This is a genomic window from Microbacterium sp. USTB-Y (assembly GCF_023703415.1).
Lineage (GTDB): Bacteria > Actinomycetota > Actinomycetes > Actinomycetales > Microbacteriaceae > Microbacterium.
The window spans coordinates 306,094-323,869 of the sequence record NZ_JAGMTU010000002.1 but is presented as its reverse complement, the minus strand read 5'-3'; the positions used below and the strand labels follow the sequence as shown (position 1 = coordinate 323,869).

The 17,776-nt window shown below is 69.4% G+C and carries 21 protein-coding genes; 11 read left to right on the top strand and 10 right to left on the bottom strand.

The annotated features are described in order from the left end of the window. The first annotated feature begins 143 nt into the window (after window positions 1–143). Together J8G10_RS05225 and J8G10_RS05220 are read left to right on the top strand one after the other, a co-directional pair. Window positions 144–1,313, top strand: coding sequence for a MalY/PatB family protein (locus J8G10_RS05225; protein ID WP_251440240.1), 1,170 nt, complete (start codon window positions 144–146; stop codon window positions 1,311–1,313). Further along, on the top strand, window positions 1,310–2,758 hold the full coding sequence (locus tag J8G10_RS05220; protein WP_251440219.1) for an MFS transporter: 1,449 nt from the start codon (window positions 1,310–1,312) through the stop codon (window positions 2,756–2,758). The genes J8G10_RS05225 and J8G10_RS05220 overlap by 4 nt, the downstream gene beginning before the upstream one ends. On the opposite strand, the gene J8G10_RS05215 is transcribed toward J8G10_RS05220, so the two are convergent. Next, window positions 2,727–3,293, bottom strand: a complete 567-nt coding sequence (locus J8G10_RS05215; RefSeq protein WP_251440198.1) for a TetR family transcriptional regulator — start codon at window positions 3,291–3,293, stop codon at window positions 2,727–2,729. The two genes, J8G10_RS05220 and J8G10_RS05215, sit on opposite strands and share 32 nt — an antisense overlap. A gap of 93 nt (window positions 3,294–3,386) precedes the next feature. Here J8G10_RS05215 and J8G10_RS05210 point away from each other — a divergent pair, with 93 nt between their 5' ends. From J8G10_RS05210 to J8G10_RS05195, 4 genes are all read left to right on the top strand, one after another. Next, window positions 3,387–3,956 carry a biotin transporter BioY gene (locus J8G10_RS05210; protein WP_251440195.1) on the top strand — a complete coding sequence of 190 codons (570 nt, stop codon included), beginning with the start codon at window positions 3,387–3,389 and terminating at the stop codon, window positions 3,954–3,956. Continuing rightward, window positions 3,946–4,626 (top strand): ABC transporter ATP-binding protein, encoded by a 681-nt coding sequence (locus J8G10_RS05205; protein ID WP_251440192.1) that lies wholly within the window; start codon window positions 3,946–3,948, stop codon window positions 4,624–4,626. Before J8G10_RS05210 ends, J8G10_RS05205 begins: the two co-directional genes overlap by 11 nt. 10 nt (window positions 4,627–4,636) lie before the next feature. Continuing rightward, the gene (locus J8G10_RS05200) at window positions 4,637–5,242 is read left to right on the top strand and encodes a CbiQ family ECF transporter T component (protein WP_251440189.1); all 606 of its coding nucleotides are present in this window, start codon (window positions 4,637–4,639) and stop codon (window positions 5,240–5,242) included. A gap of 107 nt (window positions 5,243–5,349) precedes the next feature. Next, the gene (locus tag J8G10_RS05195) at window positions 5,350–6,948 is read left to right on the top strand and encodes an ABC-F family ATP-binding cassette domain-containing protein (protein WP_292886949.1); all 1,599 of its coding nucleotides are present in this window, start codon (window positions 5,350–5,352) and stop codon (window positions 6,946–6,948) included. Window positions 6,949–6,987: 39 nt separating this feature from the next. Here the strand turns inward: J8G10_RS05195 and J8G10_RS05190 are convergent, their stop codons facing one another. From J8G10_RS05190 to J8G10_RS05175, 4 genes are all read right to left on the bottom strand, one after another. Continuing rightward, window positions 6,988–7,818, bottom strand: a complete 831-nt coding sequence (locus tag J8G10_RS05190; protein ID WP_251440187.1) for an SURF1 family protein — start codon at window positions 7,816–7,818, stop codon at window positions 6,988–6,990. Further along, the gene (locus J8G10_RS05185; protein WP_251440184.1) at window positions 7,815–8,033 is read right to left on the bottom strand and encodes a hypothetical protein; all 219 of its coding nucleotides are present in this window, start codon (window positions 8,031–8,033) and stop codon (window positions 7,815–7,817) included. The genes J8G10_RS05190 and J8G10_RS05185 overlap by 4 nt, the downstream gene beginning before the upstream one ends. Beyond that, window positions 8,030–8,362, bottom strand: a complete 333-nt coding sequence (locus J8G10_RS05180) for a DUF3099 domain-containing protein (RefSeq protein ID WP_251440181.1) — start codon at window positions 8,360–8,362, stop codon at window positions 8,030–8,032. Before J8G10_RS05180 ends, J8G10_RS05185 begins: the two co-directional genes overlap by 4 nt. Window positions 8,363–8,438: 76 nt before the next feature. Next, complete coding sequence (locus J8G10_RS05175) at window positions 8,439–9,005, bottom strand: DUF4190 domain-containing protein (RefSeq protein WP_251440178.1); 567 nt, start codon at window positions 9,003–9,005, stop codon at window positions 8,439–8,441. Between the two features lie 135 nt (window positions 9,006–9,140). On the opposite strand from J8G10_RS05175, the gene J8G10_RS05170 reads away from it, so the two are divergent. Next, window positions 9,141–9,851, top strand: coding sequence for a beta-ketoacyl-ACP reductase (locus tag J8G10_RS05170; RefSeq protein WP_251440175.1), 711 nt, complete (start codon window positions 9,141–9,143; stop codon window positions 9,849–9,851). Between the two features lie 27 nt (window positions 9,852–9,878). Here the strand turns inward: J8G10_RS05170 and J8G10_RS05165 are convergent, their stop codons facing one another. The 3 genes from J8G10_RS05165 to J8G10_RS05155 all read right to left on the bottom strand — a co-directional run bounded on the left by J8G10_RS05165 (window position 9,879) and on the right by J8G10_RS05155 (window position 12,571). After that, window positions 9,879–10,571: an alpha/beta fold hydrolase gene (locus tag J8G10_RS05165; RefSeq protein WP_251440172.1), complete on the bottom strand. Its 693-nt coding sequence runs from the start codon at window positions 10,569–10,571 to the stop codon at window positions 9,879–9,881. Between the two features lie 61 nt (window positions 10,572–10,632). Beyond that, entirely contained in the window at window positions 10,633–11,268 is a 636-nt protein-coding gene (gene serB, locus J8G10_RS05160; RefSeq protein ID WP_251440170.1) for a phosphoserine phosphatase SerB, read from the bottom strand. Between the two features lie 58 nt (window positions 11,269–11,326). Next, a complete protein-coding gene (locus tag J8G10_RS05155) occupies window positions 11,327–12,571 on the bottom strand; it encodes a glucose-1-phosphate adenylyltransferase (protein WP_251440167.1) in 1,245 nt (414 codons plus the stop codon). A gap of 46 nt (window positions 12,572–12,617) precedes the next feature. On the opposite strand from J8G10_RS05155, the gene glgA reads away from it, so the two are divergent. The 4 genes from glgA to J8G10_RS05135 all read left to right on the top strand — a co-directional run bounded on the left by glgA (window position 12,618) and on the right by J8G10_RS05135 (window position 15,417). Further along, window positions 12,618–13,808: a glycogen synthase gene (gene glgA / locus J8G10_RS05150; RefSeq protein ID WP_251440164.1), complete on the top strand. Its 1,191-nt coding sequence runs from the start codon at window positions 12,618–12,620 to the stop codon at window positions 13,806–13,808. A gap of 9 nt (window positions 13,809–13,817) precedes the next feature. Then, window positions 13,818–14,606, top strand: a complete 789-nt coding sequence (locus J8G10_RS05145; protein ID WP_251440162.1) for an ABC transporter ATP-binding protein — start codon at window positions 13,818–13,820, stop codon at window positions 14,604–14,606. 97 nt (window positions 14,607–14,703) lie between these two features. Continuing rightward, window positions 14,704–14,955 (top strand): type B 50S ribosomal protein L31, encoded by a 252-nt coding sequence (locus tag J8G10_RS05140; RefSeq protein ID WP_251440159.1) that lies wholly within the window; start codon window positions 14,704–14,706, stop codon window positions 14,953–14,955. A gap of 198 nt (window positions 14,956–15,153) precedes the next feature. Then, window positions 15,154–15,417, top strand: a complete 264-nt coding sequence (locus tag J8G10_RS05135) for a hypothetical protein (protein WP_251440156.1) — start codon at window positions 15,154–15,156, stop codon at window positions 15,415–15,417. Window positions 15,418–16,172: 755 nt separating this feature from the next. Here the strand turns inward: J8G10_RS05135 and J8G10_RS05130 are convergent. After that, window positions 16,173–17,093, bottom strand: coding sequence for a hypothetical protein (locus J8G10_RS05130; RefSeq protein ID WP_251440153.1), 921 nt, complete (start codon window positions 17,091–17,093; stop codon window positions 16,173–16,175). Next, entirely contained in the window at window positions 17,090–17,653 is a 564-nt protein-coding gene (locus tag J8G10_RS05125; RefSeq protein WP_251440150.1) for a hypothetical protein, read from the bottom strand. Before J8G10_RS05125 ends, J8G10_RS05130 begins: the two co-directional genes overlap by 4 nt. Window positions 17,654–17,776: the final 123 nt, after the last annotated feature.

Genomic DNA, 17,776 nt, shown 5'->3' with positions numbered 1-17,776 from the left:
GACGACGGCTCGACGCTGCAACACGGCGCCGGGCCGTCGTCGTGTCGGGCCGCCACGCCGCACGAGGACTGCCTGCATCCGAGGTCTGACGCCGTGTGACGCGGGCTGCCCGCTCGCCGTTGCGGCGTCGATAGGCTCGGAGGGTGACCACCGCCGCCCGTACCGCACTGCGCGCCCTGCCGCTCGATCAGCTCCGCCGCCGCACCAGCACCAAGTGGCGCACCTACCCGGAGGACGTGCTCCCGTTGTTCGTCGCCGAGACGGACTTCCCCCTCGCGGACGCGATCACGGCACGGCTGCGCACCGCGGTGGAACTGGGGGACACGGGCTACACGCCGCCGGACCCCGGGATCCGCTCCGCCTTCGCGGCCTACGCGGAGCGCCGTTTCGGCTGGACCGTGCAGCCCGAGCGGATCCGCTCCACCTGCGACGTGATGATGGGCGTCGTCGAGATCCTGCGGGCCGTGCTCGCCCCGGGCGACCGCGTGATCGTCGCGCCGCCCGTCTACCCGCCCTTCTTCGACTGCGTGGAAGAGGCCGGCGGCGTCGCCGAGCGCGTTCCCCTCGTCGATGTCGACGGATCCTGGGTCTTGGATCTGGCGGCGATCGAGCGGGCCCTGGCCCGCGGCGCGCGCGCCGTGCTGCTCTGCAACCCGCACAACCCGACCGGCACCGTGCACAGCAGAGCGGTACTGGCACGCCTCGCCGAGCTCGCCGCCGCGCACGGAGCGGTCGTCGTGAGCGATGAGATCCATGCCCCGCTCGTGCAGCCGGGCATCGACTACACGCCCTTCCTGGCCGCCTCGCCGGTCGCGGCGGAGATCGGCTACACGGTCACGAGCGCGAGCAAGGCGTACAACCTCGCGGGTCTCAAGTGCGCGGTCATGGTGACGGCGAGCGAGAAGACGGCGGCGGTCGTCCGCGGGCTCCCGCCCGAGGTCGAGTGGCGCACGGGCCTGTTCGGCGCGTTGGCGGCGGTGGCCGCCTGGGCGCCGGAGAGCGACGCGTGGCTGGATGCGCTGCTGGTGGCGCTCGATGACAACCGGCGACTCCTCGGGCGGCTGCTCGCCGAGCACCTGCCGGAGGCGGGGTACCGTCTTCCCGATGCCGGCTATCTCGCCTGGGTCGACCTCAGGGACCTCGGCTGGGGCGATGATCCCGCCGGGCGGATCCTCCGGGAGGCCCGTGTGGCGCTCAACCGCGGACCGACGTTCGGCGAAGAGGGACGAGGCCACGTGCGCATCAATCTGGGATGCTCCCCGGAGGTGCTCACCGAGGCCGTGCTCCGCATCGCTGCCCTGGTGCGTCGGTGACGGCGGCCGCGGCTGCGGCGACGATCTGGGACCGGGATCGCCTGGGGATCACCGTCGGCTCCGTCGTGCTGATCTTCCTCGGAGCGATCGAGGCGCTGGCGGTGACCACGGTCATGCCACTGGTCGCCGCCGACCTGCACGGCGAGGCGCTCTACGCGGTCGCCTTCGCCGGGACGCTGGCGACCGGCGTGATCGGCATGGTCTCCGCGGGAGCGTGGAGCGACCGATCGGGACCCCGGGCGCCGCTGTACACCGCGGTCGTGCTGTTCATCGTCGGCCTGCTCATCGCCGGGATCGCGACGGACATGTACGTGCTGATCCTCGGACGCCTCATCCAGGGGCTCGGGGCCGGCGGCCAGGTCGTCGCCCTGTATGTGGTCGTCGCGCGCGTGTACCCGCCCCACCTCCACGGAGGGATCTTCGCCGCCTTCGCCGCCGCCTGGGTGGTCCCGTCGATGATCGGGCCCTTCCTTGCCGGCGCGGTCGCGCAGTTCCTGCACTGGCGCTGGACCTTCCTCGGCGTCGCCGTGCTGACCGCGGTCGCCTTCGCGCTCGTCGCGGTGAAGCTCCGCGCGGTCGACCTCGACGCCCATCCGCAGAACGGTGCGGGCACTGAACCGGCCGCGGTGGAGGGCGACGCCCGGTCCGGCACCACGACCGGCGGGATCGCGCGCCGCATCCTGCTCGCCGTCGTGGTCGCGATCGCCGCCGTCGCGGTCGGGTTCGCGGCCGAGGCGCCGGCGCCGTTCGGATGGCCGCTCGCCCTCGGATCCGTGCTCGTCATCGTGCTCTCGATCCGGCCGCTGCTCCCGAGGGGGACACTGCGCGCGGCACCGCGCCTGCCGAGCGTGATCCTGATGCGCGGCCTGATCGCAGGGGCGTTCTTCGCGGCGGAGACCTACGTCCCGAAGATGCTCATGGAGCGCTTCGACTTCACGCCGACCATCGCCGGCCTCTCGCTCACTGCGGCGGCCCTCGCGTGGTCCTCCGCGTCGGCCGTGCAGGGGAAGTACGGCGACCGCCTCGGCAGCCGCCGCACGGTGCTCATCTCCACGGCAGGATTGCTCGTCGCCCTCATCGGCCTGGTCCTGGTCGCGGCGACGGCGACGATGCCCTGGGCCGTCGTCGTGCTGTGGGGGATCGCCGGCGGCGCGATGGGACTGGTCTACCCGCGCCTCAACGTGCTGATGCTGGCGTACTCGACGCCCTCGGACGAAGGGTTCAACTCCTCAGCATTGTCGATCTCCGACTCCACGGGGTCGGCCGTGACCATCGCGGTCGCAGGGCTGCTGTTCTTCGCTCTGCCGATCACCGGCTCCGGCTTCCCCGCCGTGTTCGCTCTCGCGTCCGTCGTGCTGCTGCTCGCGGCGATCCCGGGCTCCCGGATCGGAGACGGTCCCCGTCCAGCGACCGTCAGTGCAGCGCCGGAGCCGCCCCGAGGCTGAACAGGGCGATCCCGGTCGCGAAGACGGCGGCGTCCCGCGCGTCGTCGTCGAGCACCTCCGTCGTGCGGGCTGCCCCGTAGCTCTCGCCGTGCATGCGCTGCTGGACGAGCGTCGTGTGCCCCAGCACGAACTGCAGCACCGCGGTGGCCGCGAGGTCGGGGTCGTCGAGATGCGACGGCAGCGCACGCAGCAGCACGTCCTGCGCCCGCGAACGACCGGGGCGCAGCGCCGCCGAGCTGATCACGATCTCTGCGCCGTCGCGATGGGCGAGGAGCGCATCGCGCACCGCCCGCGCCGCGTCGATCAGCGGCTCGCCCTCGGCGGGTTCGGGGATGCGCGCGAGGATGCGATCGGAGACGGCGGCGAGCAGGTCCTGCTTGCTGTCGAAGTGCCAGTACAAGGCGCTCGCCTGCACGTCGAGCTCGGTCGCGAGGCGGCGCATGGTCAGATCGGGCAGCCCGTAACGGTCCAGCAGCTCGAGCGCGACGCCGATGATGTGCTCGCGGTCGTGTCGACCGGTGCGCGGAGGAGTCATGCTCCGAGTATAGTGAACACCGTTCAGGTGAACAGTGTTCAGGACTGGCCCGCAGGGGCCGAGCACACGACTTCAGATCCGAAAGGGACCGCCATGACGACGAACGCCCGCCCGTGGGGTGCCGACGCCGCCCGTATCGCCGTGTTCGCGGCGCTGATCATCGCTCTGGGGCTCGTGATCGTCCCGTTGCCCGGGGGAGTGCCCATCACCGGCCAGACCCTCGGGGTGATGCTCGCCGGGCTCATCCTCGGTCCGCGCCTCGCCCCGCTCGCCGTCCTCGCCGTGCTCGCCCTCGCTGCGGCCGGCCTGCCCGTGCTCGCCGGCGGCCGAGGCGGCCTGGGCGTGTTCGTCGGCCCCAGCGCCGGCTACCTCCTGGGGTGGCTCGCGGGAGTGGTCGTGATCGGCCTCATCCTGGGCACGCGGCGCATCACCTGGTGGCGGGCGGGAGTCGCCGCCGTGGTGGGCGGAATCGGCGTCGTGTATCTGTTCGGGATCCCGGTGCAGGCGCTCGTGACGGGCGTGCCCCTGGCGCCCACGGCGCTGTCCAGCCTCGTGTTCCTCCCCGGAGACCTCATCAAGGCCGTCGCGGCCACCGTGCTCTGCGTCGCGCTGCAGCGGGCCTATCCGCGTGCCTTCGCGCGGACGGCGCTTCGTGTCGCCTGACATCGAGCTGCGCTCGGTCACGCTGGGGGTGGAGGGGCGCACGATCCTCGACGACGTCTCGGTGCGGCTGACCGCACGCCGGACCGCGGTGATCGGCGCGAACGGATCCGGCAAGTCCAGTCTCGTCCGTCTGCTCAACGGCCTGCAGGTCGCGACCTCGGGAACGGTGCGCGTGGCGGGGCTCGACCCGGCACGCGACGTGCAGGCGGTGCGGCGCCATGTGGGGTTCGTGTTCGCGGATCCCGAGGCGCAGATCCTGATGCCGACCCCGGCCGAGGACCTCGCGCTGTCGCTGCGCGGCGTCCCAGCGCAGGAGCGGACGGCGCGGGTCGACGAGGCGCTCGATCTGTGCGGGCTCGCGACGCTGCGCGACGCGCCCGTGTCCGACCTGTCCGGAGGGCAGAAGCAGCTGCTCGCGCTGGCCTCGGTGCTGATCGGCCGGCCGGGACTGGTCGTCGCGGATGAGCCGACCACGCGCCTCGATCTGCGCAACAGCCGGCGCATCGGCGACGCCCTGATCGAAGACCTGCCGGTGCCGCTCGTGCTCGTCACCCACGACCTCGATCTGGTGCGCCGCTGCGACGAAGCCGTCCTCATCGAGGGCGGTCGCGTTCACGCACAGGGTGCGCCGGACGACGTGATCGCGGACTACCTGCAGTTGTGCGGCTGAGAGCGTCGTCATGATCTCGCTGTATCGCCCCGGATCCGGACTGCTGCATCGCACCCCGGCCGGGGTCAAGCTCGCGGTTCTCGCGGTCGTCGCCTTCGGCATCTCCTTCCTCCCGGCGGCACCTGCGATGATCGTGCCGATCCTCGTCGGCGTCGCCGGCGCGAGCCTGCTCTTCCCGCTCGCCGGTCTCGGGATGCGCGAGCTCGGCGCGGTGTGGTGGCGGCTGCGCTGGCTGATCCTCATCCTCGGCGCCGCGCTGGGCGTGTTCGTCGGAGCTCCGGCGGCCATCGTGAACACGGGCCGGCTCGTGATCCTCCTGCTGCTGGCGGAGCTGCTCACCCGCACCACCCGGACGAGCGCGCTCATGGCGACGATCGTCCGGCTGCTGCGCCCTCTCCGGGCCCTGGGAGTCGACGTCGAGGCCGTGGCGCTCGTGCTTTCGCTCACCCTGACGATGGTGCCGGTGGTCGGCGGCTTCGTCCACGCCGTGCGTGAAGCGCAAGACGCCAGGGGGGTGCGGCTCGGTCTGCGTTCGGCACTCCCGATCCTGGTGCGGACGATGCGCCACGCCGATGCCGTGGGGGAGGCACTGGCTGCACGCGGTCTGGCGCCCTGAGCCGGCGGGCGCGTCGGCGGTCGGTCGGCGTCCTCCCGGACGCGCGGCCTATACTGGGAGGCTGGCCATCCGGCCGCCCACCCCCTGCTGAAGAACGGACGTCTGCTGTGCTCGCCGTGCACGACCTCGAGATCCGCGTGGGAGCGCGACTCCTCATGGAGAACGTGTCCTTCCGCGTCGCCGACGGCGACAAGATCGGTCTCGTCGGCCGCAACGGCGCGGGCAAGACCACGCTGACGAAGGTGCTCGCGGGGGACCTCATCCCCGCCGACGGGAAGGTGGAGCGCAGCGGCGAGCTCGGATACCTGCCGCAGGACCCGCGATCCGGGGATCCGGAGATGCTCGCGCGCACCCGCATCCTCGATGCGCGCGGCCTGGGATCCCTCACGCTGCGGATCCGCGAGGCCTCCGAGGCCATGGGATCCGAGGACGCGGCGGTGGCGGAGAAGGCCATGCGGCAGTTCGGCAACCTCACCGAGCGCTTCGAGGCGCTCGGCGGCTACGCAGCCGAGGCGGAGGCCGCCTCGATCGCGCACAACCTCTCGCTGCCGGACCGGATCCTCGACCAGCCTCTGAAGACCCTGTCCGGCGGTCAGCGCCGGCGCATCGAGCTCGCGCGGATCCTGTTCTCCGACGCGGAGACGATGATCCTCGACGAGCCCACGAACCACCTCGACGCGGACAGCGTCGTGTGGCTGCGCGAGTTCCTCAAGGGGTACAAGGGCGGGCTGATCGTGATCAGCCACGACGTCGAGCTCGTCGGCGAGACCGTGAACCGGGTGTTCTACCTGGATGCGAACCGTCAGATGATCGACATCTACAACATGAACTGGAAGAACTACCTCCGCCAGCGCGTCGCCGATGAGGAGCGCCGCAAGAAGGAGCGTGCCAACGCCGAGAAGAAGGCGACCTCGCTGCAGCAGCAGGCGGCCCGCTTCGGCGCCAAGGCCAGCAAGGCCGCTGCCGCCCACCAGATGGTGGCCCGCGCGGAGAAGCTGCTCTCGGGGCTCGAGGAGGTGCGCCAGGTCGACCGGGTCGCCAAGCTGCGCTTCCCGAAGCCCGCCCCGTGCGGCAAGACGCCGCTCATGGCATCGGGACTGTCGAAGTCCTACGGCTCGCTGGAGATCTTCACCGATGTGGACCTCGCGATCGACCGCGGCTCCAAGGTCGTCGTGCTGGGCCTCAACGGCGCAGGCAAGACGACGCTGCTGCGGATCCTCGCGGGAGTCGATCAGCCCGACACCGGGCAGCTCGAGCCGGGCCACGGCCTCAAGGTCGGGTACTACGCGCAGGAGCACGAGAACCTCGACGTGTCCCGCTCCGTCCTGGAGAACATGATGTCCTCCGCCCCCGATCTCAACGAGACCGAGGCGCGCAAGGTGCTGGGCTCGTTCCTGTTCACCGGCGAGGACGTGCACAAGCCCGCAGGCGTGCTCTCGGGAGGCGAGAAGACCCGTCTCTCGCTCGCGACGCTCGTCGTCTCCGCGGCCAACATGCTGCTGCTCGACGAGCCCACGAACAACCTCGATCCGGCCTCTCGCGAGGAGATCCTCGGCGCGCTGGCGCACTACGAGGGTGCGGTCGTGCTCGTCTCGCACGACCCCGGTGCCGTGGAGTCGCTCAACCCGGAGCGCGTGCTCATCCTGCCCGACGGTGTCGAGGACATCTGGAGCAAGGAGTATCAGGAGCTCATCGAGCTGGCTTGATCGAGATCCCCGGGCCCTCGTTCGCGCGGAGTCCCGGGGTCAGCGCGTCTCGACGGCGTCGAGGAGCGCGTCCTCGTCGTCCATGTCGCGGTCGCGCCGGCGTCGGGGACCTCGCGGCGGCCGACCGGCGGCCTCGTCCCGATGCTTGTGCACCTCCGTGCGGATCACGTATCCGATGAAGATGAAGCCCATGATCGCGAAGAGGATCCACTGGATCGCGTAGGACAGGAACGGGCCCGGATCATCGGACGGCGCCTCGAACGCGTGCGGACGTGTGGCCGGCGCAGGGGACTCGCTGACGAGCTCGCCGTAGGCCCCGGTGTCGACGGCCGCGCCGTCGCCGATCTTGTCCGCCACGAGGGCGAGGTTGATGCTGGGAACCTGGCCCTCTGGCGCGCCGCGTCCCGAGGGAGGCAGCGGCTCGGCCGGGCGCAGCCGGGCGATGACCGTGGTCTCGCCCGACGGCGGCGCCGGGATCGACGTCGGCACGTCGGATCCGTCGCCCGCGATGACCCAGCCCCGGTTCACGATGAAGACCCGCCCGTCGTCGGTGCGGAACGGCACGAGGACCTCGAAGGCGCTGGTGCCGCCGTGCGGGCGATTGCGCACCAGGAGCTGTCCTGCAGGCTCGTACTGCCCGTGCACCTGCACGGGGTGCCACTGCGACTTCTCCGGGAGAGCTTCGCCGGGGGAGAGCAGCTGACCGAGCGGGACGGGCTTCGCGTCGTAGTTGCGCTGTACGAGCTCGAGCTGGGTCTGACGGCCTTCGTTGCGTGAGAACTGCCAGTTCGACAGGTACGCGCAGACGATCGCGAACACGATCGCCACGGCGAGGTAGGCGCTCCAGCGGAGCAGGCGCTGGCGCATCATTCGTGCTCGCCCTCTCCGACGGCGGCGTCGATGCGCGCCGGGAAGTCACGGGCCCGCAGATAGTCGTATAGGAATCGAAGGTGCTCGTCGCATGCGAGCCAGACCTTCTCGCGCTCAGGCCCGTGGATGCGCGGGTTGCGCCAGACGATGCGGTGCGTCGCCGCGGCGCGGCACCCCGCCCGGGAGCATTTCAGCTCCGGATCCGGCGCGTTCATGCGTTCGGCTCGGCAGACCGCGCGGGCGTCTCGGCGAGGGTGATCACCTGACGGTCGGGGGAGGGAGCATCGCTGCGCTCAGCCGGCCGCTCGAGCTCGATGAGCGGCGACTCGACCTCGGTCGGGACCGAGTCGTCCCCCGCGTTCGCGAAGACGACCGCGATGTAGGGGAGTACGGCGGCGGCGATCGCGAAGACCCAGGTCCACCAGCCCATCGGCTGCACGGTGAAGACGAGGATGAAGCACACCGTGCGGATCCCCATGGTGATCGCATAGTGGCGCACGCGGTCGCGCGCCTCGTCGCGCGGGGCGCGCGGGAGCGAAGTCACGGCGGCGTCTGGAGTCCTTCTCACGATGACTCCAGCCTACGCCGCCGTGACCCGCAGAGTCGTCTCCGCGACGCACTCAGTAGCCGCTGTTGGCGCCCTGGGAGATGCCGTAGACGATCAGCATGAGGAAGCCGATGCCGATGATGAGGTTGAGACCCGCACCGACGTAGCCGAGGATCACACCGGTCAGGGCGATGCCCTTCCCGCCGAGAGCCGGATCCCGCTTGACCCTCCCGAGCGCCATGTGTCCCGTGATGATCGCGGTCACGGCCGCCAGGAACGGCAGCACGATGTACGCGAGCCAGAACAGCACCACACCGGCGATGCCGCAGATGAGCGCGGTGATCGCCAGCCCGTTGGACTTCAGCGGCGCCGGATAGGGCTGACCGTAGGGCGGCGCGTACGACGCGCCGGGGTATCCCTGCGTCGTGGGTGCGGCGCCCGGGTAGGCCTGTGCCGGCGGGGTGGCGCCGGGATAGACCGGCGCCGGCTGCTGGGGCGCGGCTCCCGGATAGCCGGGGGTCGGCTGCTGCTGCTGGGGAGCTGCGCCGGGGTACGCGGGCTGCTGGGGCGGCACCGGGGCGCCCGGATATGCGGGGGGCTGCTGCCCCGGGGGCGGGTACCCGCCGTTGTCGTTGCTCATGCGCTTCCTCGCCGTCGTTCGTAAAGATCGTGTTCACCACAAAGATTTCCGTGCCGTCAGGGCCGTGTCAATTCCTGACGCCGAGTCGGCTCGCTAGGCTTGCCTGCCGTACACCTCGATTCTTGGGAGCCCCGCATGAGCACTGATCGCGTCGTCCTGGTCACCGGCGGAAACCGCGGCATCGGCCGCGCGATCGCCGAGCGCTTCGTGCGGGACGGCTATCGGGTCGCTGTCACCGCGCGCAGCGGCGAGGGCCCGGAGGGAACGCTCACCGTCCGCGCGGACGTGACGGACTCCGCGGCCGTGGATGCGGCCTTCACCGAGGTCGAGCAGAGGCTCGGCCCTGTCGAGATCGTCGTCGCGAACGCGGGCATCACCAAGGACACCCTGCTGCTGCGCATGTCGGAGGACGACTTCGACAGCGTCGTCTCCACCAACCTCGGCGGGTCCTTCCGCGTCGTCAAGCGTGCGTCGAAGGGAATGCTCAAAGCCCGTTTCGGTCGCGTGATCCTCATCTCCAGCGTGGTCGGCCTGTACGGCTCCGCCGGGCAGATCAACTACGCCGCGTCCAAGAGCGCCCTCGTCGGCTTCGCGCGGTCCCTCACCCGGGAGTTGGGGGGGCGCGGCATCACCGCGAACGTCGTGGCCCCCGGCTTCATCGAGACGGACATGACGGCGGAGCTCCCCGAGGAGACGCAGAAGCAGTACAAGGCGAGCATCCCGGCGGGCCGCTTCGCATCGGCCGACGAGGTCGCCGGCGTCGTCACCTGGCTCGCCTCGGACGACTCCGGCTACATCTCGGGCGCGGTGATCCCGGTCGACGGCGGCCTCGGCATGGGGCACTGACGCTCCGGTCGACGCGACCGCGGCCGGTCAGCGCGTGGCCGCCACGAGCAGCTCGGCGAGCCGCTCGGGAGCCGAGAACTGCGGCCAGTGACCGGATCCGATGCGCACGACCTCCGCGTCCTTGATGCTGCGGTACTCCTCCCAGTAGGACTCCCACTGGCCGAGGAAGGACTCCAGCTCATCCTGAGTGGGCGAGCCCATGAGCAGGGTGACGGGGACGTCGTAGCGGCGCCCGTCCGCGAGGGGGATCGGGTCCGTCGGCACGTGCCGGGGCACGCTCTTCGCCGTGAGGGCCTTGGCCGCCCTGGTCGGCTCATCGAGGTCGGCGACGTCGTCGGCGTCGAAGAACCCCCATCCGGGGAACGGGATGACGCCGTCGACGACGGGGAACTCGCTGATCCCGCTGCCGGGCGGAGGCGGGACGGTGTCGACGAACACCGCGCGCCGGACGCGGTCGGCGCGGGCGTCCGCCGCACCCCAGATGACGTTGCCGCCGCCGGAGTGCCCGACGAGGACCACGTCGCCCGGAGCGGCGTCGATGGCGGCGACGACCGCAGCGATCCAATCCGTGAGCCGGATGTCGGAGGAGCCGGCGGCGGGCGATCCGACACCCGGCATCGTGAGCGCGTGCGGTTCGTGCCCGGCGGCGCGGAGAGCGGGGAGCACGGGCTCCCAGGAGTCGGCGTCGAGCCAGAGACCCGGAACGAGGATGATGTCCATGCCTCGACGCTAGGGGGAGCGGCCGACATCGCGCCAGTGCCACCGGCGCGGAGGACGCTCGTCAGGGGAGCAGCGGTACGACCTGGGCGAGGTCGACGGGGCCGATCACGAGCGACGCGGCCGCACGCACCGCCGGCTTCGCGTTGAACGCGAGGCCGAGCCCGGCGGCCGCCATCATCTGCAGGTCGTTCGCGCCGTCGCCGATCGCGATGGTGGCGTGCGGCGCGACGCCGAGTTCCGCCGCCCACTCGCGGAGCGAGGCCGCCTTGGCCGCCGCATCCACGATCTCGCCCTGCACGCGTCCCGTCAGCGCATCGTCGTGCACTTCGAGCCGGTTCGCGCGCCAGCGGTCGACGCCGAGCGCGGGCGCCACCGCGTCCAGGATCTCGTGGAAGCCTCCGGACACCACGCCGACGACGCCGTGACGGGCGTGGACCTCGTCGATCAGAGTGCGCACGCCGGGGGTCGGCTCGATCCGCTCCCGCACCCGGTCGAACGCGGTCGTCGGCACCCCGGCGAGAGCCGAGACGCGGGAACGGAGACTCGTGGCGAAGTCGACCTCGCCGCGCATCGCCGCCTCGGTCGCCGCCTGGACCTCGGCGCGACGTCCGGCCTCGTCGGCGAGGAGTTCGATCACCTCGTTGCGGATGAGCGTGGAATCGGCATCGAGGACGACGAGGAAGCGCGCGGAGGTCACCCGTCGAGGGTATCCGCCGCACCGGGCGTCATCGAACCGTGTGTCGCGCGCGGCGACGTCAGCGCTCGATCCGCATGCCCTTGCCGACGACCGTGAGCCCCGTCTCCGTGATGGTGAAGCCGCGATCGAGGTCGCGTTCGCGGTCCACGCCGACGGTCGCCCCGTCCAGCAGCACCACGTTCTTGTCGAGGATGGCGCGATGAACGCGTGCGCCCTGTCCGACGCGCACCCCGTCGAAGAGCACGGAGTCGGTGATCGTCGATCCCCCTGCCGCGAGCGTCCACGGGCCGACGACGCTGCGTTCGAGATGGGTGCCGGAGAGCACCGAGCCGAGCGACACGATGGAGTCGATCGCGTTGCCGATCCGTCCGACCGAGTCGCGCACGAACTTTGCCGGCGGCGAGTTGACCGCCTGCGAGTGGATCGGCCACTCCATGTTGTAGAGGTTGAAGATCGGCAGCGTCGAGATGAGATCCATGTGCGCGTCGAAGAACGACTCGATGGTGCCCACGTCCCGCCAGTAGGAGCGGTCGCGGGGGGAGGAACCCGGGACCTCGTTCTGCTTCATGTCGTAGAAGCCCGCTTCGCCGCGGTTCACGAAGTACGGCACGATGTCGCCGCCCATGTCGTGGTTCGAGCCGGCGAGCTCTCCGTCGGCCTCGACCGCCTCGATGAGCGCATCGGCGTCGAAGACGTAGTTGCCCATCGAGGCGAGCACCTCGTGCGGAGAGTCGGGCAGCCCGGTCGGGTCGGACGGCTTCTCCAGGAACTGGCTGATGCGCCCGGAGTCTCCGTCCGCGATGTCGATCACACCGAACTGGGAGGCGAGGGCGAGGGGCTGCCGGATCCCCGCGACGGTCGCCCGCGCCCCGGAGGCGATGTGCGCGTCGATCATCTGCTGGAAGTCCATCCGGTAGACGTGGTCGGCGCCGATGACCACGACGATGTCGGGCTTCTCATCGAGGATCAGGTTCATGCTCTGCAGGATCGCGTCCGCCGAGCCCGAGAACCAGCGCTTGCCCAGACGCTGCTGAGCGGGCACGGAGGCCACGTAGGAGTCGAGCAGGGCCGACATCCGCCAGGTCTGCGAGATGTGGCGGTCGAGACTGTGGGATTTGTACTGCGTGAGCACGACGATCTGGCGCAGACCCGAATTGATGAGGTTGGAGATCGCGAAATCGATCAATCGGTACTGCCCGCCGAACGGCACTGCGGGCTTGGCCCGATCCGCCGTCAGGGGCATGAGCCGCTTGCCCTCGCCGCCGGCGAGGATGATCCCGAAAACCTTCTTTGGTGCCGACATGCGTCCACCATAGAGCCACGTCGACGCGATGTACTACCTTCAGGACATGCGCGTCGACATCATCACCAAGGAGTACCCGCCGGAGATCTACGGAGGGGCCGGTGTGCACGTCGCAGAACTGGTGAAAGCCCTGCGTTCCGGCGCCGACGTCCGCGTGCGCGCCTTCGGGGCGGACCGGGATGAACAGGATGTGACGGCCTATCGGACACCTGTCGAACTCGCCGATGCGAACGCCGCTCTGCAGACGCTCGGCACGGATCTCGACATGGTGCCGGACGTCGCCGGCGCCGATGTCGTGCACAGCCACACCTGGTACGCGAACTTCGCGGGGCACATCGCCGCGCAGCTGCACGGCATCCCGCATGTCCTCACGGCGCACAGTCTTGAGCCCCTGCGCCCCTGGAAGGCCGAGCAGCTCGGCGGCGGCTACGCGGTCTCCAGCGGCATCGAGCGCCTGGCCTACGAGAACGCCGCCGCGATCATCGCGGTGAGCGGGGGGATGCGCAACGACATCCTGCGCGCCTACCCGCAGGTGGATCCTGCCAGAGTTCACGTGATCTACAACGGCATCGATGTCGACGCCTGGCATCCGGTCGACGACGCCGATGTGCTGGCGAAGCACGGGATCGACCCGTCGCGCCCCTCGGTGGTGTTCGTCGGACGGATCACCCGGCAGAAGGGGCTCCCGTACTTCCTGCGGGCCGCCGAGAAGCTGCCCCCGGAGGTGCAACTGGTGCTCTGCGCCGGCGCGCCCGACACGCCGGAGATCATGGACGAGGTGCGCGGCCTCGTGTCCGACCTCACCGCCACGCGCACCGGGGTGGTCTGGATCGAGGAGTTCCTGCCGCGCCACGAGCTGTCCGCGATCCTGACGGCTGCCACGACCTTCGTCTGCCCTTCGGTCTACGAGCCCCTCGGGATCGTGAACCTGGAGGCCATGGCGTGCGGCGCCGCGGTCGTCGGCACCGCGACCGGGGGCATCCCGGAAGTGGTGGTCGACGGCGTGACCGGGCGGCTGGTGCCGATCGAGCAGGTGCAGGACGGCACGGGGACCCCGGTCGACCCCGAGCGCTTCGTGTCGGACCTCGCCGCCACGCTCACCGAGGTCGTCTCCGACCCCGCGCGAGCGAAGGCATACGGGGAGGCCGGCCGGCAGCGGGCGGCGGCCGACTTCAGCTGGGCCGCGATCGCCGACACGACCCGGGCGCTCTACGAGGAGCTCACGGCCCGACGATAGGCTGAGGGCATGTCTGCCGTCCTCGAATTCTCGGACGTCGTGGTGCGCCGCGACGGTCGCAACATCGTCGATCACCTCTCCTGGACCGTCGAGGACGACCAGCGCTGGGTCGTGCTCGGGCCCAACGGCGCGGGCAAGACCACGCTCCTGCAGCTGGCGGACACGCTGATGCATCCGACGCAGGGGCGCGTCGACATCCTGGGCGAGACGCTCGGGCGCACCGACGTGTTCGAGATCCGCCCGCGGATCGGCTTCGCCTCCTCGGCGATGGCCCGCCGGATCCCGGCGGACGAGACCGTGCTCAACACGGTGATGACGGCGGCCTACTCCGTGATGGGCCGCTGGAACGAGTCCTACGAGTCGCTCGACGAGCGCCGCGCTCTCCGGGTGCTCGAGCAGTGGCATCTGGAGCACCTCGCCGCGCGTCATTTCGGGACCCTCAGCGACGGCGAGCAGAAGCGGGTTCAGATCGCGCGCGCCGTGATGACGGATCCGGAGCTCCTGCTGCTGGACGAGCCGAGCGCGAGCCTCGACCTCGGCGCCCGCGAGGAGCTGCTGGCCCTGCTCAGCGGGTTCGCCCAGTCCCCGACGACCCCGGCGATGGTGATGGTGACGCACCACGTCGAGGAGATCCCCGTCGGGTTCACGCATGTCCTGCTGCTGCGCGACGGTGCGATCGTCGCCGCGGGTCCCATCGAGCAGACGCTCACCGCGGAGGCGCTGAGCGAGGCCTTCGCGATGCCGATCGCCCTGGACCGGAGCGCGGGACGCTACGCGGCGCGCGCCGCTGGTTCCTGAGTCCGTCGGAGGACTGGTAGAATCGATCCTTGGTGCACTCTGCACCGCAGACTTCCCTCGCCCCTGGCACAATCCAGGGCACCACGTAAGGAATCCCATGAAGACTGACATCCACCCCGAGTACCAGGCCGTCGTTTTCCGCGACCTCGGTTCCGGAGACACCTTCCTGACCCGTTCGACGGTCACCAGCGACAAGACGATCGAGCTCGACGGCGTGGAGTACCCCGTCATCGACGTCGAGATCTCCTCGGCCTCGCACCCGTTCTACACGGGCAAGCAGCGCATCATGGACTCGGCCGGTCGCGTCGAGAAGTTCAACCAGCGCTTCAAGAACTTTGGGGCCAAGTAAGCCACAAGTCAAGATGAAGACCCCCGCGTTCTGAGGAGCCGGGGGTCTTCTGCTTTGGGGCAAGCACCCGAGTATCGGTTTTGCGCGTTGGACAGCTCGCGCGAAGCGTGTACGCGCTTGCCAGTAAACATGGCTTGAACTGGTGTTTTCATGTGCCATGCTTGGCGTCGACGGCGCCACAGGGGTGCCGAGGACGGGATGGTCACCATGGAGAACTTCTGGTCGCTTGTGGCGGAGCACAGCTGGCGCGACGTGGAGGATGTCGCTTGGACCTGGGCCGCGACGTTGAGCGACGCCGACAAGGCACACGCGGTTGAGATGGCGCTCGCCGGTCGCGGCGTCGAGGGGATCGAAGATCTTGCGTTTGCTGGCCCCGAGCTTGGCGGGCTCGACGGCGCCGAGGTCGATGCGCTGGTGGCGTTCGTCGAGGCTGAGCTTGGCGCGGTAGCCCTCGCGGCATAAGGTGGGCGGCCTGGACATGCCCTACGGCAAAGGGTACCGCGGTGACGCGCGCAAGGGACTGGTGGCAACGTGGGGGCGGCGATTTCAAGTCGCCCGCTCTACGATGCTGGGAGGTGGCCCCGGGATACTAACTCTATCCCGGGGCCCCTCTCGGCTAGCCGTCGCGCCGGTTGCGCTTGGCCGTCTGCCTAGATCCACGTACCGCAGTTTCCGCATCGCTGGCCCATCGGCCCGTGGTTCTCACAGGTGGGGCAGGGGAGAGGCGATTCGGGCTCGGCGCTTGAACTCATGGGCGCGGAGTCTAAGGGGACGTGAAGCTCGAGGGCGGGGTTAGCCAACAAAGAGGCGAGGCTCTGCGTTGTGGCTTGATTCGGTGCCATACAAAAAACGCTAGGCGCGTCTGAGAGGCTTAATTCTGAGGTCCCGGCTTGTGGCCCGTTGCGGTGAAACTCGGCGTGTGGCGGGCGTTTGCATGCGTGCATGGTGCGACTCCTCGGATGGCGTCGCCGGTCATGATGACGGGCGACGGATCCAGTTGAGGTGTCGCGGCGGAAGTCTCCTGAGGCTGGCATGGGCGCGGAGTCTAGGGGTGATTCGTGCGGGGCGCGGCGAGGGTTGGAGAGCATTACCGGAGGCAGAGGCCGGTGTGTCGCTGCCTGTCGAGCTTGCGGAGCGCCAACGACCAAAAGGCCCCCGCGCCGGGGGAACGGTACGGGGGCCTGGTGACGCACGCCATGCGAACGCAGCTATGCCGGTCAGAAATCTAGGGGTGTCTGATCGAGGTGACGAACGAACCTAAAGCGTGCATGGGTCTGGCTTACGCCCACTTGGTCGACGTCCTGGATCTTCCGCACAAGCATGAAGACGCGTCGCCCGAGGGTGAACTCCGGATCTGAAATGCGCTCACTTCCGACATCGACCTTGTACTTCTTGTTACCAGAAGCGCCAGCGACAGTGACGATGCCACTGATGTCGAGTCCAGTGACCATTCCTTGGACTTGCTGAGGTGTGTCCTGCTCTTGGGCGGTGAATATGCGGAGGGCGTGCCTTCGGCCACGCTGTGTGATCTTCGACATGCGGCGGACCGACGTGGATCCCCACCATCTGGTGGTGAGGTTGACGGAGTGCTTCTCGAGGGCTTCCACTAGCTTGCGTGCTTGACGGAGCACGTCTTGGTCCTCCTTGAACGCACTGCCGATCGTGTGCACGTCGGTCTCTCGCTCTAGAAAGTCATGGAGCTCCAAGACCCGGAGCACAGCGGAATCTGCCGGGTGGGTGGAGTAGTGGAGTTGTTTCGGGGACGGCGGGAGCGCCGGAGACAGGGGCCGATAGTGCAGGAGCACGCTACCGCTGCTTACCCCAACCAGGCCAAGGCGCACATCTGAGCGGGCGGCGCTTGGCGCCGCGTACTCGACTTCCTTGGTTAGCGGGCCGAGAATCTCATCTTGCATGCCTTGCTCTATCCAGCCGTCGACCACGCCGGGTCCGGACAGCCGGACTAGGAACAATGACGAAGCGGCTTGAGACGGGTCAAGGCGCTCGGCGGCGGCGATTTGCGCATCCAGGATCGCCTCTCCAAGATCGTCCTCAATCTCCGGGACGTCAGCGAAGAGTGCCTCCCGCCTGGCGTTGCCCGTCGAGGCTTGACGGAGATACTCGCGGATGTCTTCTCTCATCGCAAGATCACCTCCAGATAGCCTCGTTCGGCGAGGGTCGTGGGTGGCTGGGGTGCTACCCGCTCGCCTGGCGGTCGGGTCCGTCCCCACCAACTATCCAAGCCACCACGGACAGCGAGCATATCTCGCTCTGCCGGTGGGAGGTTCGTCGCAAACAGAGTAGATGCAATTGGTGCCCAGGGGAGCGCAAAAGGCTCGACTCGGTAGTCACGTGCGATGCTCTCCCGATGCGAGAACAGACGCTTGAGACGGCCAGAGCCGGGCTTGCCGTTCAGCCCATCGAGCATGCCCTTGTCGTAGATCGGGGAGACGTCGATGTCGCTCGGGTCTTCAGCATCCGTGGTGAAGCCCCCGGCGATCCAGATGCCTCGCAGTACCTCGACGCCCGCGCTCTGTTCTGCTTCATCCCAAGACCGGAGATACTCGATGAAGCCGTCCCAGATTTCGGCTCTGGTCGTAGAAGTTGGGAACGCTTCGACGAACTGCTCGTGAATAGCCGGAAGAGTCGCCGGATGACGGCCGGGCGGCAGGTGTCCCGTTTTGGTAAGGCGAGGGAGCATCGGCGACCCCAATCGTCGGTTCCGTTTAGTCCAGTCTTTCGACGATGCTAGCGTCCAGCGTCCCGGCTCTGGACGCGGAGGCAGTCGCGCCCCAGACAGCTACAACGAGCGTCGCGGGGCGGG

Coding starts and splice junctions, on each gene's coding strand:
- glgA (WP_251440164.1), top strand. CDS start 12,618: ATGCGCGTCGACATCATCACCAAGGAGTACCCGCCGGAGATCTACGGA.
- J8G10_RS05200 (WP_251440189.1), top strand. CDS start 4,637: ATGATCTCGCTGTATCGCCCCGGATCCGGACTGCTGCATCGCACCCCG.
- J8G10_RS05125 (WP_251440150.1), bottom strand. CDS start 17,653: ATGCTCCCTCGCCTTACCAAAACGGGACACCTGCCGCCCGGCCGTCAT.
- J8G10_RS05170 (WP_251440175.1), top strand. CDS start 9,141: ATGAGCACTGATCGCGTCGTCCTGGTCACCGGCGGAAACCGCGGCATC.
- J8G10_RS05175 (WP_251440178.1), bottom strand. CDS start 9,005: ATGAGCAACGACAACGGCGGGTACCCGCCCCCGGGGCAGCAGCCCCCC.
- J8G10_RS05130 (WP_251440153.1), bottom strand. CDS start 17,093: ATGAGAGAAGACATCCGCGAGTATCTCCGTCAAGCCTCGACGGGCAAC.
- J8G10_RS05135 (WP_251440156.1), top strand. CDS start 15,154: ATGGTCACCATGGAGAACTTCTGGTCGCTTGTGGCGGAGCACAGCTGG.
- J8G10_RS05190 (WP_251440187.1), bottom strand. CDS start 7,818: ATGATGCGCCAGCGCCTGCTCCGCTGGAGCGCCTACCTCGCCGTGGCG.
- J8G10_RS05165 (WP_251440172.1), bottom strand. CDS start 10,571: ATGGACATCATCCTCGTTCCGGGTCTCTGGCTCGACGCCGACTCCTGG.
- J8G10_RS05185 (WP_251440184.1), bottom strand. CDS start 8,033: ATGAACGCGCCGGATCCGGAGCTGAAATGCTCCCGGGCGGGGTGCCGC.
- J8G10_RS05215 (WP_251440198.1), bottom strand. CDS start 3,293: ATGACTCCTCCGCGCACCGGTCGACACGACCGCGAGCACATCATCGGC.
- J8G10_RS05140 (WP_251440159.1), top strand. CDS start 14,704: ATGAAGACTGACATCCACCCCGAGTACCAGGCCGTCGTTTTCCGCGAC.
- J8G10_RS05210 (WP_251440195.1), top strand. CDS start 3,387: ATGACGACGAACGCCCGCCCGTGGGGTGCCGACGCCGCCCGTATCGCC.
- J8G10_RS05145 (WP_251440162.1), top strand. CDS start 13,818: ATGTCTGCCGTCCTCGAATTCTCGGACGTCGTGGTGCGCCGCGACGGT.
- J8G10_RS05155 (WP_251440167.1), bottom strand. CDS start 12,571: ATGTCGGCACCAAAGAAGGTTTTCGGGATCATCCTCGCCGGCGGCGAG.